We start from the raw sequence: 18435 nt of genomic DNA on the forward strand, positions 1-18435 counted from the left end.
TCACTTTGATCAGGAATCTGTTTTGACTACGGACAACCCAACCCTGCGTTACTTCGACGCTGAAATGCGCTACCTGCGCGAAGCGGGCAAGGAGTTTGCCCAGGCATTTCCGGACCGTGCGGCGCAGCTCAACCTGGATAAACCCGGCGCCGAAGACCCCTTCGTGGAGCGGTTGTTCGAAGGTTTTGCGTTTTTGATGGGGCGCCTGCGCGAGAAACTGGACGATGACCTGCCTGAGCTGACGGAGGGGCTGGTAAGCCTGCTATGGCCCCATTATTTGCGCACCATCCCATCGCTGGCCATCGTCGAACTGATGCCAGATGTCAGTCAGATGAAGGGCTGCGAGCAGGTCGCAAAAGGCTTTCAGGTGCTGTCACAGCCGGTGGGGCAGCACCGTACCCGTTGCCGCTACTCCACCACGCAGGATTTGACGCTACGGCCGCTCCATCTGGAAACCGTGCGACTTGACCATGAGCCAGATGGGCGTGCAGCTCTGCGCCTACGCTTCGCGCGTGGAGCACTGGCCAACTGGGATCAACTCGACCTCGCGCATATCCCGTTGTATCTGAGTGGCGACGCGGCGCTTGCCAGTGTGCTGCATCAGGCGCTGACATTGAACGTGCAGGCGCTGCATGTGCGCTTGCCAGGCACGGCGCAGCGCAAGGCATTTGCGGGGCACTTCAAGCCAAAGGGGTTTGCGGACGATGATCGCCTTTGGCCTAAAGGCGATAGCGCCTTCAGTGGTTATCAGTTGTTGCTGGAGTACTTCACGTTCCGTGAGAAATTCATGTTCGTCACGCTGTGTGGCCTCGATTCGCTCGCGTTGCCCCCAGACGCCCCATGGTTCGAGCTTGAAGTCGTGCTCAGTGAGACCTGGTCGCATACGTTCACGCCCACACAAGAGCACATTCGTCTGCACGCGGTTCCCGTGATCAACCTGTTTGCACTGGAGGCGGACCCGCTCACCCTGGACCCGTTGCAGAATGAATACTTGCTTCGCCCAATGCGCTTGCAGGACGGGCATACAGAGATCTACTCGGTAGACAAGGTTTCTGGATCGAAGGACAGCGTGCGTCAGGACTACGTGCCTTTCAGTAGCTTTCGCCACAAAGGGGGCATGCTTCGCGATGAGGCCCCTGAGCGCTACTTCCATACCCGCTTGAGGCGCGGCGCCAATGGTTTGCATGACACTTGGCTGATTCTTGGCGGGGAGGGCTTTGACAAAGATGTATTGCTCAACCGCAAAAGCCTGTCATTGCGCCTGACGGGTACCAATGGCCAGCTGCCGCGCAAAGCCTTGCGCAGCACCTTGCTCGATGCTGCGGCGCAGTCCACTCAGGCAGGCTTGCGTGTACGCAACCTGACCGCGCCGACGCTGCCTTGCTACCCGCCGAACCGCGATCGTTTCCACTGGCGAGTGCTCAGTCATCTGGGATCGAATTTTCTGCCGATGCTCAACAGCGCTGAAGTACTGCGTGGCACGTTGGCTTTGTATGAGTGGACGGGCAGCGAAACGAATCGCCGCCGTCTTGAGGCCATTGTCGACGTCAAGCATCACCTGATCCAGCGCTTCGAAAAAGGCTTCTTGCTGCGAGGTGTGGATATCGAGGTGACGGTCGATAGCAACGGCTTTTCAGGGGAGGGGGACATCTGCCTGTTCGGTGAAATGCTCAGCCGGTTCTTCGCCCTGTACGCGGACATTCACTTGTGCACTCAACTGACGATGATTCTGCAACCGACGGGGAGGTGCCTGCGATGGAACGAACATCACAGTCAGCGTATTCCCGGTTGAAGGCCGAAGGCATTCTGCACGTGCTGGCTGAACAGGTTTCAACCGCTAACGTCTACCGCTTCTGCCAGGTGCTGGAGCAGGTGTTGGCTGAACAACCACCGTTGGGCAGCACTGCACACCCCGGCGATGACCGGGTCAGGTTCCGGCCAGACCCTGGAATGGGATTTCCAGCAGGTGAGTTGAAGGCCATTGAAATCGACGAGTCTGCTCCAGACCGACCGCTGACCGTGCGAACCCGGCTGCTGGGTTTGTATGGCGTCGACTCTCCTTTGCCCACAGGCTATCTGGATGATATCGCTCAGCGGCGCGAAGGCCATGAGGCACTGGAGCACTTCCTCGATATCTTCAACCATCGGCTATTTACCCAGTTCTACCGGATCTGGCGCAAGTACTCCTACCCGGCAACGTTCGAGCCGGGCGGGCGAGATGCCACTTCACAGTGTTTGTTGGGCTTGATCGGGCTGGGTATTCCCGGTACGGCAGCGCGCATCGCCACACCGATGTCACGTTTTCTGGCCCTTCTCAGTGTGATGCGCCTGCCCACGCGCAACGCGGAGGGGATCGGTGCTTTGGTGAAGTTGCTGGCGCCGCATACGGATACGCACGTGACCGGGCATTGGCCGCAGAGCGTTTTGCTTGAGCAGCCTGCCAGTCTTGCACCCGAGCGTCCGGTGAGGTTGGGCCAGGGCATGCCATTGGGTGCTGTCGGGCACGACGCTAACAGCCAACTGCGCCTTTTGCTGTGTACCGAGGATGTGGATGAAGCGCGTGAGTGGCTTCCGGGTGGCCGGCTGCTGACCGATTTGCGGGTTTTGCTTGAGGTGTATCTGGGGTGGCGTTGCACAGCGCTGCTGCAACTCTCTATTCCACGCGAGATCGTGCCGGCTCCTGTACTAGGACGCACCAGGTCGATGCTTGGCATGACCGCGGTGTTGAGGCAGACAGAGGACGTACAGGCATCGGCTCAATACAACGCGATCACAATCAACCTGGGCCGATATCAAGGTCTGCAACCGAATCCTTGCAGGAAGGAGGTACAGCATGTTGCGTACCGTTTTTAATTGCTTCACCGCATCAACGTTGCTTGCTGTTTTGAGTGGGTGTGGCCTTGCACAAACGGTGGCAGACGGCACGGCGTCCACTGCCCAGATGATCTTCTACAAGCAAGTCAAAACGCTGCACCTGGATCTCAACGGCCGGACAGCGATTAATACCGATGGCGCAGAGATGAGCGGGCTGTCGGTGCCAGTATTGGTGCGGATCTACCAGCTCAAGGGCAGCAAGGCACTGGAGAATGCCTCCTATGACGAACTGGTAAGCCAAGGTGAGCGAGTGCTTCGCGATGATCTGCTCGATGAGCGCGTCGTGGTGATAAAGCCCGGCGAGGCGGCGCAGCTGAGTACACCTCTACAAAGCGACGCTCGGTATGTTGCGGTGGTAGCGCTATTCCGAAGTCCAGACGTTATCGAAAATACGTGGCGCGTTGTCTTGCAGCGGGGCGACCTCGAACCGGATCAGGCCAGGGTGCTCGAACTGGGCGATAACCGACTGACGCTCCGACAGCGCGCGGAGGGCTGACTGCATGCCTGAAACCAGTCCTTCTCTTTACGAAATGCTGTTGCAGAACTTCCGCGGTGAGCTAGCGCTGAGCCAGGTGAATGAAGATGACCAGTTGACCCTCTCGGTGCTGGACAACATTCAACGAATTCTCAACAGCCGTGCAGGTTCACTCTCGCATCTGCCCGACTATGGTTTGCCAGATATGGGCACGGTGCTGCAAGGGCTACCGGCTTCAGCCCATGGCTTGATGAACAACATCGCCCGAACGTTGCGCCGTTATGAGCCACGGCTGGCGCAGGTGAGCGTGCATCTGATGCCTCAGTCCCGCCCTGGTCATCTTGACTATGCCCTTGACGTACTCATCAAGGGCGGCGGCAGGGCGTTCTTTGGGACCACGCTCGGGGTCGAAGGCAGGGTTGTGGTGCGTCACCTCAAGCAGGAAGGCTACCTTCCCGTGCAATGGAACTGACAGGGGGCCAGATGACGACGCTTTTTGAGATGCGTGTCCGCCTGGGTGGTAATCCGGGCAACTTCGATGAGTTCAAGAGGCTGCACGGTGAGTTGGCAAAGCTCAATCACCCTGCCTGCCCAGACGTGGACTGGGCAAAAGTCGAGGGGCTGTGCCTGCGGCTATTCGAGCTGAACGGGGTTGAACTGCAGACCGCGGTGGCTTTTGTGCTTGCGCGTAGCTACCGCACGGGGTTGGCGGGCTTGACTGAAGGCGTGGCGCTGCTCGGGACACTGAGCGATGAGTGGCCGCACTTGTGGCCAGTGCAGGCGTCAGCTCGTATCGATCTCCTGGCTTGGCTGTTTGCTCAATTGCATCCGTGGGTACGCCGGGTGGAGTGGGGCACGTCAAACTCGGCAGTGCTGAGCAATCTGGTTGCCGAGCTGAACCGGCTGGAGCATCGCTTGGAACGCCTCGGTCATGCGCCATTGGTGTCGCTGCAGGTCTTGCGCAATCAGATAGTCAGCCTTCTGCAACGCGTGTCGGCAAGCCGAGCGGCGCCAATGCCGCTTGCGCTGCAATCCTGGGCGACGGTTGCTGAGCCTTCCATTACGCCTCACATGGCTGCTGTCGTTTCTGCGCCTGCGGCTTATACATTCGTTGTCGAGCCTTCGGTGCACAAGCGTGTCGTATTGCCATGGTTGCTGACATTGATGGTCACGATTGCGTCCTTGGGGTGGTTGGGCTGGCAAGAGTGGGCAGCCAGGCAAGCAGAAGAACTCCCTACGCCTGATCCTATCCAACTCGACAGCTTGACCCTGTTCGATCCCGGCAGCGCTGAACTCAAACCCGGCTCAACCAAGCTGTTGATCAATGCTCTGGTCGGAATCAAGGCTCAACCAGGCTGGCTGATCGTTATTTCCGGACATGCGGATGCGCGGGGGGATGCTGCCAGGAATCTAGATCTTTCTCGTGCCCGCGCCTCTGCTGTTCGCGACTGGATGCAGCGCATGGGCGATATTCCAGACAGTTGCTTCGCTGTCCAAGGTGTCGCAGCCAGTCAGCCGGTCAGCAGCAATGACACCCTCAATGGTCGCGCAGAGAATCGTCGGGTGGACATTCGCCTGGTACCTCAGCGAGATGCATGCGGTGAGCTGGGGGCGGTAGGGCGTTCGATTCGGGAAAAGGAGCCTGCGTGATGGCTAATCCAGGCCATTTAGCAACTAGACTCGCAGGCGCGTAACGTGCACAAGGATGTACCGGACATCCTGGAGTCAGCGGGCACTCTAGATCGCTGGGGCCGCTGCGCGGCCCGTCGCGGTGCAAGACCGCTCCTACAGGGACCGCGTAACCCTGAGCCGGGCGCTGCGTCTAGGGTGACTGTCTTGCCCCTTACAGGAAACCCACCGGCCCGCGTGTAGGAGCGGTCTTGTACCGCGATGGGGACGCGCAGCGGCCCCCGACGGTGTAAAACGCGAAGCTAACCCCGCAACACGGCACCCAAGCCTGCCAGCGCCTCAGTTGCGATCCAACCACACCGTCTGCACATTGGTGAACTCACGCACGCCAAAATGCGACAGTTCACGCCCGAACCCGCTTTTCTTCACCCCGCCGAAGGCGACACGGGGGTCGGAAGCGCAGTAGCCATTGATGAACACCGCACCGGTCTCCAGCGCCGACGTCATGCGCTCGGCCAAGGCATAGTCGGCGGTGTAGATGGTCGAGGCCAGACCAAACTCACTGTCGTTGGCCAACGCCACGGCATGGTCGGCATCCCGCGCGGTGGTGATCGCCGCAACCGGGCCGAACAGTTCCTGCCTGAAGGCTGTCATCTGCGGCGTCACATCCCCCAGCACGGTCGGTGCGTAAACGTTGGCCACCCCCTCGACCTTGTGACCGCCGAGCAACAACGTAGCGCCCTCGGCAAGGCTGGCCTGCACCTGGCCATCGAGCTCGTCGCGCAAATCGTAGCGGGCCATGGGTCCGATATAGGTCGCCTCTTCAAGCGGGTTGCCCACCTTCAAGGCCTGCGTTGCTTCAACGAACTTGCGCGTGAAGGCCTCGGCGATGCTCTGCTCGACGATAAAGCGCTTGGCGGCCGCGCACACTTGCCCGGTGTTCTGGTATCGCCCGATCACTGCTGCCTGCACGGCTGCATCCAGATCGGCATCGGCCAGCACGATAAAAGGGTCCGAGCCGCCCAGTTCCAGTACGCACTTCTTCAGCGCAGCACCGGCTTGAGCACCGATCGCCATGCCGGCGCGCACGCTGCCGGTCAAGGTCACCGCGGCAATGCGCGGGTCGTTGATGGCGCGAGTCACACCTTCCGGTGTCACGTTGAGCACCTCGAACACACCCTGCGGGACGCCCGCATCCTTGAACAGCTTGTCCAGCAGGTAGGCGCTGCCCATCACATTGGGGGCATGCTTGAGCACGTAGGTATTACCCGCCAGAATCGCCGGTACCGCGCCGCGCAGCACCTGCCAGATGGGGAAGTTCCAAGGCATCACGGCCAGGATCGGGCCCAACGGGCGGTATTCGATGCGGGCTTTTTCGACCTGGGTCGCTTCAGGCGCGAGCATCGCGGGGCCGTGCTCGGCGTACCAGCGGCATAGCCCCACGCACTTGCTGACTTCACCCCGGGCCTGGGTGATGGGTTTGCCGATTTCGCGGCTGATCATCTGGGCAAACGTCTCTGCCTGAGTCTCCAGGGCAGTGGCGAGCGCCAGGAGGTGCTCGCTGCGCTGATCGGCCGACAGCCGGCTCCACTGGCCGTAGCCATGCTTGGCCCGCGTTAGCGCAGCTTCGAGCGCGGCATCGGTGTCGAACGGGTAGGCGCCGATCTGTTCGCCGGTATACGGGTCAAGGGAGATGGCGTGGGTCTGGCTGCTGATCGCATTCATGGCGGGACAATCTCGCTGTAGGTATGCAGTGGGCTCAGACTAGTGGGCTAGGGCTTTAATGAAAACTGAATAATAATGAGCCACTCATTCACGTTTGGAGAAAGCCGTGGACCTGATACAACTTGAGATGTTCAAGGCAGTCGCCGAGCAAGGCAGCATCAGTGCAGCGGCGCAGCATATCCACCGGGTGCCCTCCAACCTGACCACGCGCATCAAGCAACTGGAAGAGGACTTGGGCGTGGACCTGTTCATTCGCGAAAAAAGCCGCCTGCGCTTGTCCCCGGCCGGCTGGAATTTTCTGGAGTACACCCGGCGCATCCTCGACTTGGTCCAGGAGGCGCGCAGCACGGTGGCAGGGGAGGACCCACAGGGCACATTCGCCCTCGGCTCGCTCGAAAGCACCGCGGCGGTGCGGATCCCGGCCGTGCTGGCAGCCTACAACCAGCGCTATCCCAAGGTGGACCTGGATCTGTCCACGGGACCATCCGGCACCATGCTCGAGGGTGTTCTGTCGGGTCGGCTGGTGGCCGCGTTCATCGACGGGCCGGTCTTGCACCCGACCTTGGAGGGGATGCCGGTCTTTGAAGAAGAGATGGTGATCATCGCGCCCCTCAACCACGCGCCCGTGACCCGGGCGCAAGACGTGAACGGCGAAAACATCTACGCCTTTCGCGCCAACTGCTCGTACCGGCACCATTTCGAGAACTGGTTCGTCAACGATCAGGCCGTCCCACGCAAGATCCACGAAATGGAGTCCTACCATGGCATGTTGGCGTGCGTCAGCGCCGGTGCAGGCTTGGCCATGATGCCGCGAACCATGCTGGAAAATATGCCGGGGTGCAGTACGGTCAGTGCCTGGCCGATGTCAGAAGACTTCCGTTACCTCAAGACCTGGCTGGTCTGGCGCCGTGGAACGGTCTCGCGCAGCTTGTCAACGTTCGTGAATCTACTTGAAGAAAGTATCTCATCTACGTGATTCAAAATGATTTTGAACGATTCTTACAGCGACCAGTCTAGGCATCCGTTGCCGGCTCGATGCGTTGGACCACTATGCCAGGGCCTTGGATATGGAAAGCGGTCTAGCGCGCCTATCCAGCCCAATCCAAGTAGTAAACGGCTAAGGAACACGAGAAGTGATAGCAATCTACTTCCAAGTTCCTATACAACTGACCATAATCCGGCAATTATTACATCGTGTGACCGAAACATGAGATTCGGTTACCAAAAATTTCGAGAGGTCAAAGCCCCAGGCCGTCCGGTCGATGCTCAGCAGGCTGATGCAACCGACTGACCCAGGGTCCAGACTTCCAGCTGTCGCACTTACCATCAGGAGATGTCATAGATGAAATCCCGTATCGCTGCTTCGTTGGCTGCCGCCGTGCTGGCCTTCGCCGGGGCGAACCTGGCCCAGGCTGCTCAGGTTTCCGGCGCTGTCGGTGTTACCAGCCAAGGCGACATGACCTACCGTGCAGGCTTGTCCTTCGACTGGGACAAGCAGTGGTTCGAAACCAGTGTTGGTCACCTGACCGGCTACTGGGACGCGGGCTACACCTATTGGGAAGGCGGTGACGCCAGCGGTGCCCACTCGCTGTCCTTCAGCCCGGTGTTCACCTATGAGTTCAGCGGCTTCACCTACACCCCCTACATCGAAGCGGGTATCGGTATCGCGGCATTTTCCAAGACCCGTGTCGGCGACCAGCGCCTGGGCTCGTCCTTCAACTTCGAAGACCGTATTGGCCTGGGCTTGAAGTTGCCGTCGGAGCAGAAGGTCGGCATCCGCGCCATCCATTACTCCAACGCCGGCATCCGCCAGCCCAACGACGGCATCGAGTCGTACTCGCTTTTCTACAGCAAAGGCTTCTGATGACCAGCCCGGCTCGGCGGCTGCGTTGCCGCCGAGCCGGTCGAGTGCCTGTCAGAAGGTGTAGGCCACCCCGGCCTGCACCGTACGCGGCGCGCCGGGATAGGCGTAGGTGTTGAACGAGCCTTCGTCATAGCCCTTGTTGAACAGGTTCTTCACATCCAGGTTCAGGCGTACGTGCTCGTTGACCTTGTAGAAGCTCAGCAAGTCCACCACGCTGTAGCGCTCCATGGTGTAGGTGGTGGTTGCGGTCTGGCCGGCGCGGTCATCCACGTACTTCACCCCTACGCCCACCCCGAGCCCCTTGGCCAAACCGTCCTGAAACTCGTAGGTGTTCAGCAGGCTGAAGGTATTGCGCGGGATATTGGCAAGGCGCGTACCGCTGGGCAGGCTGGTGTCCTTGGTGACTTCGGCGTCGACATAGGAATAGCCACCGATGACGCGCCATTCGGGGGTCAGGTTGCCTGCCACATTGATATCCAGCCCGCGGCTGCGCACTTGGCCTGCGGCCACCTTGAAGGTGTTGGTAGGGTCGCCTGGATCGTTGGCCAGGACATTTTCCTTGATGATGTGATAGACCGCGGCATCCGCGCTCAGCTGGCCATCGAGCGACGCCCACTTCAACCCCAGCTCATAAGACTTGCCCTTTTCCGGATCGAAGCCGCCACCGCTGGCGGGCGTGCCGGTGTTGGGCTTGAACGAGCGCGCGGTATTGGCGTACACCGCTAATGTATCGGTCAGGTCGTAGATCAGCCCAACGCGCGGCGTGACGCCATTTTCCCCTTTGCTGAAGTCGCGGTTGGTGGGCATCTTGTCGTCGTAGTCATGCTCGAAGCGCTCCAGGCGTACCCCGGCCAGCGCCTTGAGACGTTCGGTCAGGGCCACTTGGTCCTGAATGAAGAACGCCCAGGTTTGCAGGTTCTCCTTGTCCCAGGTGGTGGTGCGCGTCAAGGCAGGGCGAGGCTGGCCCAGTACCGGGTGATAGATATCGATGGGGTAGGTGCCATCGCGCGCCGAGGAGCGCTGGATGATGGAGTTGTAATCGTAGTTCTCGTATTCGACGCCGGTCAGCAAGGTGTGGCTGAACGCGCCTGTGTCGAAGTGCCCCGTCAGGTTCAGTTGCCAGTCCCGGTCGGTCCACTGCAGCTTGCGCCAGTTGAAGTTGCGCTCCAGGGTGCGACCATCGGCCGGGGCCTTGTTGGCTTCCACGGCATTGCCCTGCAGGCTGCCATCGAGGAACTGGAAGCCGCCAGCCAGCGTCCAGTCCTGGTTGAGCAGATGCTCGAAGCGTACCTGGGCCATGTTGTTGTCGTTGTGCAGCAGGTTGTCACTGCCCTTCTCCCAGATGTAGGTGTCCCGCGAGGCGCTGCGCGGTTGGCTGGCGTAGCGGGTCAGGCCGCGATCAAGGGGGTGGTTGTTGCGCATGAAGTCGCCTTCGAACACCACCTTGGTGCTGTCGTTGACCTGCCAGCTGAGTACTGGCGCTACGTCATAGCGCTCGCCCTGCACATCGTCACGGAAGCTGTCGCCGCCTTCGCCCAGCACATTGAGCCGGTAGGCCACGGAGCCATCCTCGTTCAGCGGCCCGGTGGCATCGAGGGTAGCGCGGTGCATGCCTTGGTCGTCGAACTGACTGCCCAGGGTCACTTTAGGGTCTGGTAGGGGTTGCTTGCTGACCACGTTGAAGGTGCCCCCCGGATCGCCACGGCCATACAGGCTGCTGGCCGGGCCGCGGATGACTTCCAGGCGCTCGACCGTGTTGGCGTCGGGCGCGTTGGGGTAGCCACGGTTGATCGGGAACCCGTTGCGGTAGAACTCGCCAGTGGTAAAGCCGCGCACCGTGAAGGTGGTAAGGCCCTGGCCGCCGAAGTTGTTGGCACGGCCTACGCCGCCGGCATAGTCGAGCCCGTCCTGCAGGCGCGTGGCGCCCGTATCCTGCAGGACATCCTTGGGCACCACGCTGACCGACTGAGGCGTCTCGTGCAGTGCCGTGTCAGTGCGCGTGGCGCTGGCCGAGCGACTGGCCTTGTACCCCTCGACCGGGCCATTGGCCCGCTCGGCGTCGGCACTGCCGGTAATGCTCAAGGCTTGAAGTTCGATTTGCGCGGTGTCGGGCGGGGAGGCCGGGTCGGCAAACGCCAGGGGGGAAACGGCGTGAAGTACACAAAGCGAGACGAACGTGCGACGCATCGACAGTACGATCCTAAGTAGGGCGCTGAGGTTGGAGGTTTAACCGCGCCGCGAAAAATACTACGAATCATTATCAAATGCATCTGTTTAGGTTTACACCTGTGCTCTGTATGCGCAGACGGTAATGAACAGGTCGCTAGCCAGCTGTCATCCATTTGGTCAGGCCATTACGGCCGCTTACGCCTAGCTTGGCAGCGGCGCGTTTTAGATAGGTCTCAACAGAACTGTTCTTTACATTCAACCGCTGGGCCAGCTCAGGGACAGTGCAGCCGCCGAGCAAGCCCATGCACACCTCCTGTTCGCGCACCGAGAGCTTGACCGACGCCTGAAGCAGGCGCCTGCCGAAGGCTTGCTGCAGTCTGCCGACCTCCGCGTCATCCAGCGCCTGGCCGATCACTTCGGCGCCGTCATGGCCGAGCAATTGGCCGTGATGTTCCACGAGCGGCAGCAAGGTGCTCGAGAGGCTTTTGAGCTGCGACAGCTCTGCCAGCGAAAAGCGTCGCTCGCTGGGCAACCGGTAGGCACTGATCACCCACCGCTTGCTGCCGCTGCAGGACACCAGGTGGCATTGATGGGCCCGCCGCAGGTTACGCGGATTGCTACCGTCGGGCGCCTTGAACTCGATGAGCAACGGGTCGTGCATCCGCTCGATCGACTGCAGCAGGGGATGAGGCGCGCGTGAACCCACCTGCCTGGCATGCACACCGGCGCGGCCGAGCACTTCGACGCGGCTGTCCGTCAGCTGCGGTGCATCGAGGGTCCATTCACTGATCTCCAACCCGTCGATGCTGACTTGATCCTGTACCAGGCGAAGCATCTGTTCGGCGAAACAGGCGCCTCCGGTCTGCGCGATCAATTCACCCAGTTGCAGGTAGAGTTGAGGGTCTGGGCGGTAGTCGGAGCGAGCGTTCAACATCATGTCGATGGGTTCCTGAGGCCTGCTGGAGTTGCGTCTGCCCGTGCAACCACATTGCAGCCGGGCAGGGTGTATGGGCGTATTCAAGCCCGCTGGCTGGGAAGCGTCTGTAGTGGGATTCAGGGACAGAAAATGCCAGCAAAAGGTGATAGGCGCAGGTCAACTGAAGCGCGGGGGAACGCTATGAAACGGGCTATATGCCAGCAAATTGGCGTCAGAACGGTGGCTCATGGGACCTGAATGCAGCGAATACGGTATGCCGTGAGCCATCGTCGCCGGCCCCGTGTAGGTAATCTCCTACAAGGATTTCAGCAGCTCGCGTTGCTTCCAGGGCTGTCCGGGTTTAATGGGCCATACACAGCAGGCGCCCGGTGTTTGAATCCCACGCTGACCCCTCAGAAGGACCTGACCGATCATGCCTGCCGCCAACCTTTTCGACCTGACCGTTGCCCAGCGGGATATCTGGCTGGAGCAACTCAGCCAAGGCTCGTCCCCGCTGTACAACATTGGCGCCTATGTCGCGCTGGAGGGGCAGGTGGACAGGACCAGGCTGGCGCAGGCACTGGATCATCTGGCTAGCCTGCACGATGCCTTGCGCACCACCTGGGTGCAGGACGGTGGCTTGGCACAGCAGCGTTTCGCCACCCAACTGCCCGTGAAATTGATGTGGGACGACCTGCAGGCTGAGGCCCACCCCGCCGATGCCGCCCTGAACCTTCTCGACGCCTGGATGCGCAGCCCTATTGCACTGGAGCAAGGGCCACTGTGGGAGGCCAGGCTGATCAGGCTGAGCCCCCACGAGCACCTGCTGGCCTTGCGCGCCCATCACCTGGTGCTCGATGGGTGGGGCGTGGACCAGTGGTTCAAGCAACTGGCCGACCTCTACCACAAGCTCGAAGACCACCAGCCGTTGCCCGCCAGTGCGCCCTCGTACTGCGCCTACATCGAGGATGACGCCCGCTATCAGGCTTCGGCACGTTATCAGCGAGACCGTGACTACTGGCTGGCCAGGCTTGCCCAACTGCCCGACCCCCTGCTGCGGCCTACCCAGTCGGCCTTGTCGCCGGAGGGCCCGCCTAGCCATACGTATGACCTGGCGGTTGCGCCTGACCTGATGCGCAACCTGCGAGCGCTGGCCAACACCCTGGACGTGTCGCCGTTGCCCGTGTTGCTGGCGGCACTGCACGTCTGCGTCTGCCGCACGTGGCAGCGCGATCAGTGGATGGTCGGCTTGCCGGTGCGCAACCGGGCCAACGCACAGTTCAAGGCGACCCTGGGATTGTTCACCCAGGTCAGCCCGCTGCGCATGGACTTTGGCAGGAACCTGTCCTTCGCGGGCCTGATTCAAGCCATTGCCGCTACGCTCAAGCAGGACTTTCGTCATCAGCGCTACCCGCTGAGCGCGCTCAAGCGCGACCTCGCCGCGCAACATGAAGGGCGCACGCAGTTGTTCGAACTGCTGGTGTCGTTCGAAGAAGACAGCAACGCACTGCGAATCGGCGATGCAGCAGGTGCGACGGTCATGATCTGCAATGGCCATGAACCCTCACCCTTGAGCATCCATCTGCGCTGCAACACCCACGCAGGCACGGCGCGCCTGCACCTGGTGCACAGCCGCGCCTGGTTCAGCGACGAACAAGCCGAGGCCATTGGCGCACGGTTGCTGCACGTGCTGGAGCAGGGGCTGGCCCAACCCCAGGCCCTGGTATCGGCCTTCGACATGCTGACTGCACCCGAGCATCAACGCCTCAAAGCATGGAACCTGACAGCCCTGCCGGCGACCGACACTGCGCCTTGCCTGATTCAGCAACGCATCGAGCTGCAAGCCCGCACTCGTCCGCAAGCCCTGGCAGCCTGTTTCGGCGACCAAACCTTGAGCTACGGTGAGCTTGACCACCGCGCAAGCGCCCTGGCCCAACACCTCGGCAGCCTGGGCGTGGGCCCTGAACGGCGCGTGGCGGTGGCCGCCCAGCGAGGGCTGGAGACCCTGGTTGGGCTGCTGGCGGTGCTCAAGGCAGGCGGTGCCTACGTGCCGATCGATCCGGCTCACCCGGCAGAGCGTATCGCTTACCTGTTGCAGGACAGCGCCCCGCACGTGGTCCTGACCCTTTCGCGGTTCGCACCGCGCCTGCCCAAGCACGGCAGACCACAGATCGAACTGGACAACCCGTCGTGGCCCACCAAGCCCGTAGCCAGCTTCTCATTCGCACCGCAAACGAGTACGGATTTGGTCTACGTCATCTATACCTCTGGCTCCACCGGCCAACCCAAGGGGGTGATGGTCGAGCAACGCATGTTGGCCAACCTGGTGGACTGGCACTGCACCCAATTTGCGCTTGGCCCAGGTCGCCATCAGTCCAGCGTGGCCGGCTTTGGCTTCGACGCCATGGCCTGGGAGGTCTGGCCAGCGCTGTGCAGTGGCGCCACTTTGCACCTGGCCCCCGTGCGCGAGGGCGCCGAAGACGTGCACGCCTTGCTCGCCTGGTGGCGGGCGCAACCGCTTCACGTCAGCTTCTTGCCCACGCCGATTGCGGAGCTCGCCTTCGCCCAGGGGATGCCTCATCCAACGTTGCAAACCCTTCTGGTGGGCGGTGACCGCCTGCGACGACTGGGCCCAGAGCTGACGTACAAAGTGATCAACAACTATGGCCCGACCGAAGCCACGGTGGTGGCCACGTCAGGCCAGGTGCAGCCGGGTGGGCCATTGCACATCGGCGTCCCGATTGCCAACACCCAGGTGTATGTGCTGGACGGCCAGGGCCAGCTGCTGCCGCCCGGCGCGGCCGGCGAGCTGTACATCGGTGGCCAGGGCGTGGCCAGGGGCTACCTCAACCAGCCGCAACTGAGCGCCGAGCGCTTCGTACAAGACCCGTTCAGTAGCGCGCCTGGTGCCCAGCTTTACCGGACCGGTGACTGGGTGCGCTGGTTGCCCGACGGCACGCTTGAGTACCTGGGCCGCAACGATGACCAAGTGAAGATCCGCGGCATGCGGGTGGAGCTTGCAGAGATCGAAGCCGCCTTGAGCCGTCACCCGGCGGTGAGCGACGGCGTGGTCATGCTGTGCGAGGGTCAGCTGCATGCCTGGTTCACGGCGACCCATCCGGTCATTCCCAGGGCCTTGCACGATCATCTGCGCGACAGCCTGCCTGTCGCCCTGCTGCCGGTCGCCTACATGCAGGTCGCCCACTGGCCCTTGACTGCCAATGGCAAGCTCGACCGGCGCGCGTTGCCTCCAGCCAATGACACGGCCATGGTGCGGCATGAGCACGAGCCGCCAGAAGGGGAGATGGAGCAACGCTTGGCCGCGCTCTGGACCCAGTTGCTGCATATCGAGCGCATCGGCCGCTACGATCACTTCTTCGAACTGGGCGGGCATTCGCTGCTGGCTGTCCAACTGATCGAGGGCATGCGCCAACAAGGGCTGCAGGTCGATGTCCAGGTGCTGTTCGGGCAGTCAACCCTGGCAGCGGTCGCCGCCAGCACCAGGGCCACCGAGTGCGTGCAGACCCCCGCGCCTTGCATTGCGTCGGGTTGCCAGCGCATCGAGCCCGGTATGCTGCCTTTGGCCACGCTGGGTCAGGCAGCGCTCGACCGCATCGTAGCAAGGGTGCCGGGTGGCGCGGCCAATGTGCAGGAAATCTACCCCTTGGCGCCCTTGCAGCAGGGGCTGCTGTACCATCACCTGACGGACACGGTCGACCCGTACCAGCAACAGGCTGTGTTCTCGTTCGCCACCGAGCAACAGATGCATAACTTCGCCGCTGCGTTGCAGCATGTGGTGGAGCGCCACGACATCCTGCGCACAAGCTTGGCCTGGGAAGGGCTGGAGACGCCGCATCAGGTGGTCTGGCGCCATGCCCGCCTGCCGGTCGAACGATGGCAGGGGCCTGAAGGTCAATGGCGTGAGCACTATCATCCCAGCCGGCGCCCGCTCAGTCTGGACAAGGCCCCGATGCTGGCGCTGGTGTGCATGGATGCACCTGAACAGGGCCGTTGGCTGGCGCTGCTGCGGTTTCACCATCTGGTCAATGACGCGGTGTCGTTGCAAGTGCTACTGGGTGAGCTGGAGGCCTGGATGGCAGGGCAGGGCGCGCAATTGCCAGCGCCTGTGCCGTACCGGGATTACGTGGCGCTCACTAACCGCGCCGAGCGCCAGGCCGCCCACCGGGCATTCTTCACCGAGCAATTGGCGGGTTTGGAGCCGCAGCAGCCCTTGGCAGGCTGGGGCGGGGCGGCGCTCGATCAGGCCGACCTCGAGAACGCCAGCCGTGACCTGCCCGCCGCCACGGTTGCCGGCCTGCGCACCCTGGCAAGGGCGCATGGCGCCAGCCTTGCGAGCCTGCTGCACCTGGCATGGGCCCATGCACTCGGTAGCCTGGGTGGGCGCGACCAGGTGGTCGTGGGCACGGTATTGCTGGGGCGCAGCATGGCCGGCACCGGCGCCGACCGGGCGCTGGGGATGTTCATCAACAGCTTGCCACTGCGCATCAACCTCAATGGCTGCACGCCAGCGCAGGCGTTGACGGACACCCATGCTCGCCTGGCGGCGCTGCTGGCCCATGAAGATGCGCCGCTGATCCTTGCCCAGCAATGCAGCGGTCTGCCGGCCGGCAGCGCACTGTTCGATAGCCTGGTGAACTACCGCCAGGGTGCCGTGCCATTGGGCGAGGTCATGCCGGGTGTCGCGCTGGTCGAAGCCAGTGAAGTGACAAGCCATGGCTTGGTATTGACGGTGGATGACCCGGGAGACTGTCTGCAATTGGCCGTGCGCGCCCCGCGTGCGCTCGGGGCGCAGCGTATGCTGGACTACCTGGACACGGCGCTTGAGCAGATCGGCCAGGCATTGTCGGCCCCGGCGTCCGGTATGCTCCAGCAGCTATGCCCGGTGCCTGCACGGGAGCTGGCGTTGATGCTCGAGTACTTCAACGCCACCGAAGATCCCACCAGCCCTGTTCACCACACCCTGCCAGCGCTGTTCGAAGCCCAGGTGCAACGTACGCCCTGGGCCATCGCCCTGCAGGCCGACGGCCAGAGCCTGGGCTACCAGACGCTGAACGAACAGGCCAACCGCCTGGCGCACTACCTGATCGGCCTGGGCGTGACACCTGACAGCCGCGTGGCGGTGTGCATCGAGCGAGGTGTCAGCCTGATGATCGCATTGCTCGGGGTGCTCAAGGCAGGCGGCGCCTACGTGCCGCTGGACCCCGAATACCCGGAAGAACGGCTGCGCTTCATGTTGCAGGACTGCAACCCGGTCACGGTGCTGGTGCACGGGGCCACGGCAGGGCTGTTCGCGCCGCTGCAACAGCCCACCCTGAACCTGGACCGCTGTGATGTGACCGAGCGCCCCTGCACCGACCCTCAGGTGCCAGGCCTCGGCCCACAGCACCTGGCCTATGTGATGTACACCTCAGGTTCCACCGGCACGCCCAAGGGCGTGATGATCGAGCATCGCGGCCTGTGCAACCTGATGCACTGGGGTTCGCAGATCCGGGCCCCACGCGCGGGTGACGCATTGCTACAGCGCGCCCCGTGCACGTTCGACGGCTCGGTCTGGGAGTTGTTCTGGCCGTTGACCGCGGGCTTGCGCCTGGTCCTGGCTCGCCCTGGCGGGCACCGGGATCCTGGCTATCTGGTGGAGCTGATCAAGGCGCAGCAGGTCAGCATCGTCAAGTTCGTCCCGGCGCTGTTGCAGCAGTTCCTCGATCAGCCAGGTGTGCAGGGGTGCACCCGCCTCACCGACATCTTCTGCGGAGGCGGCGACCTCACCCCAGCGTTGCTGCAAAGCCTTCGCGAGCGCTTGCCCTGGGTTTGCGTGCATAACGTGTATGGTCCCACCGAGGCCACAGTCGACAGTACCGCCTGGTCGTTGCCGGCCCATGCGCCATTGCCGGTGCAGGCACCGCCCATCGGCCGTCCGATCCCCAACACCCGCGTGTACGTGCTCGATGAACACGACCGCCCGGTACCGCTGGGTGGCGTGGGCCAGTTGCATATCGGTGGAGTCGGCGTCGCGCGCGGCTACCTGGGCCTGCCTGAGCTTCAAGCCGAGTGCTTCATCCCCAGCCCCTTCGTCGACGGCGACCGGCTCTACCGTACAGGCGATCTGGTGCGCTATCGAGAAAACGGCGACCTTGAGTTCATGGGCCGCAACGACTTCCAGGTCAAGCTGCGCGGCCTGCGTGTGGAGCTGGGTGAAATCGAAGCCTCGCTTACCGCCCACCCGGCGGTTGCGCAGGCGGTGGTGCTGATGCGCGAGGAGCGCCTGGTGGCCTACTTCACCCTGTGCGACGACCAGCCCGCGCCGGCCCTCGAAGCCCTGCGCGGTCACCTGCTGGCCTGCATGCCGGAGTACATGGTGCCCCAGGCCTTCGTGCGCCTGGCGCAGTTGCCCTTGAGCGCCAACGGCAAGCTGGATCGACGCGCCTTGCCCGAGCCCGGCGCCGATGCGGTCATCAGCCGCGCCTACCGCGCACCCGAAGGCGAGCTGGAAGCGGCCATGGCAGCCATCTGGGCCGAGTTGCTCAAGATCGAACAAGTGGGCCGTGACGACAACTTCTTCGAGCTGGGCGGGCATTCATTATTGGCCGTGAGCCTGGTGGCGCGCCTGCGCCAGGCCGGGCTGCATGTCGATGCCAGGGCGCTGTTCACCCAGCCCACGCTCTCGGGGCTCGCCGCCAGTACCCAGGCGCAGCCTGAACAGGCCGTCATCGCGCCTACCACCATCCCAAGCCTGGGCAAACGCAGGCGCCTTTGACGCCAGGC

11 protein-coding genes are annotated in these 18435 nt (G+C 62.5%); 8 read left to right on the plus strand and 3 right to left on the minus strand.

Annotated features, from left to right (window positions below):
* Positions 1 to 22: 22 nt before the first annotated feature.
* Genes tssF through CWR53_RS10285 form a run of 5 tightly spaced genes read left to right on the plus strand, consistent with a single transcriptional unit; the run spans position 23 to position 4999 of the window.
* A complete protein-coding gene (gene tssF, locus CWR53_RS10265; RefSeq protein ID WP_100851438.1) occupies positions 23 to 1792 on the plus strand; it encodes a type VI secretion system baseplate subunit TssF in 1770 nt (589 codons plus the stop codon).
* Positions 1756 to 2853: a type VI secretion system baseplate subunit TssG gene (gene tssG / locus CWR53_RS10270; RefSeq protein ID WP_100851439.1), complete on the plus strand. Its 1098-nt coding sequence runs from the start codon at positions 1756 to 1758 to the stop codon at positions 2851 to 2853. The genes tssF and tssG overlap by 37 nt, the downstream gene beginning before the upstream one ends.
* On the plus strand, positions 2834 to 3370 hold the full coding sequence (gene tssJ, locus CWR53_RS10275; RefSeq protein WP_100851440.1) for a type VI secretion system lipoprotein TssJ: 537 nt from the start codon (positions 2834 to 2836) through the stop codon (positions 3368 to 3370). The genes tssG and tssJ overlap by 20 nt, the downstream gene beginning before the upstream one ends.
* Before the next feature lie 4 nt (positions 3371 to 3374).
* Positions 3375 to 3821 (plus strand): type VI secretion system baseplate subunit TssE, encoded by a 447-nt coding sequence (tssE, locus tag CWR53_RS10280; protein ID WP_058604544.1) that lies wholly within the window; start codon positions 3375 to 3377, stop codon positions 3819 to 3821.
* Between the two features lie 11 nt (positions 3822 to 3832).
* Positions 3833 to 4999 carry an OmpA family protein gene (locus tag CWR53_RS10285; protein ID WP_100852623.1) on the plus strand — a complete coding sequence of 389 codons (1167 nt, stop codon included), beginning with the start codon at positions 3833 to 3835 and terminating at the stop codon, positions 4997 to 4999.
* Between the two features lie 318 nt (positions 5000 to 5317).
* Here the strand turns inward: CWR53_RS10285 and CWR53_RS10290 are convergent, their stop codons facing one another.
* Positions 5318 to 6703, minus strand: coding sequence for an aldehyde dehydrogenase family protein (locus CWR53_RS10290; RefSeq protein WP_100851441.1), 1386 nt, complete (start codon positions 6701 to 6703; stop codon positions 5318 to 5320).
* Positions 6704 to 6809: 106 nt separating this feature from the next.
* Here CWR53_RS10290 and CWR53_RS10295 point away from each other — a divergent pair, with 106 nt between their 5' ends.
* Both CWR53_RS10295 and CWR53_RS10300 read left to right on the plus strand, forming a co-directional pair.
* Positions 6810 to 7679, plus strand: a complete 870-nt coding sequence (locus tag CWR53_RS10295) for a LysR family transcriptional regulator (RefSeq protein ID WP_058639239.1) — start codon at positions 6810 to 6812, stop codon at positions 7677 to 7679.
* A gap of 366 nt (positions 7680 to 8045) precedes the next feature.
* A complete protein-coding gene (locus CWR53_RS10300; RefSeq protein ID WP_058604547.1) occupies positions 8046 to 8567 on the plus strand; it encodes an acyloxyacyl hydrolase in 522 nt (173 codons plus the stop codon).
* 51 nt (positions 8568 to 8618) lie between these two features.
* Here the strand turns inward: CWR53_RS10300 and CWR53_RS10305 are convergent, their stop codons facing one another.
* Positions 8619 to 10754: a TonB-dependent siderophore receptor gene (locus tag CWR53_RS10305; protein WP_100851442.1), complete on the minus strand. Its 2136-nt coding sequence runs from the start codon at positions 10752 to 10754 to the stop codon at positions 8619 to 8621.
* A 136-nt stretch (positions 10755 to 10890) separates the two neighbouring features.
* Entirely contained in the window at positions 10891 to 11673 is a 783-nt protein-coding gene (locus tag CWR53_RS10310; protein ID WP_100851443.1) for a helix-turn-helix transcriptional regulator, read from the minus strand.
* Positions 11674 to 12085: 412 nt separating this feature from the next.
* On the opposite strand from CWR53_RS10310, the gene CWR53_RS10315 reads away from it, so the two are divergent.
* On the plus strand, positions 12086 to 18427 hold the full coding sequence (locus CWR53_RS10315; RefSeq protein WP_100851444.1) for a non-ribosomal peptide synthetase: 6342 nt from the start codon (positions 12086 to 12088) through the stop codon (positions 18425 to 18427).
* Positions 18428 to 18435: the final 8 nt, after the last annotated feature.

Source organism: Pseudomonas sp. SGAir0191 (genome assembly GCF_002812565.2).
Classification (GTDB): Bacteria; Pseudomonadota; Gammaproteobacteria; order Pseudomonadales; family Pseudomonadaceae; genus Aquipseudomonas; species Aquipseudomonas parafulva_B.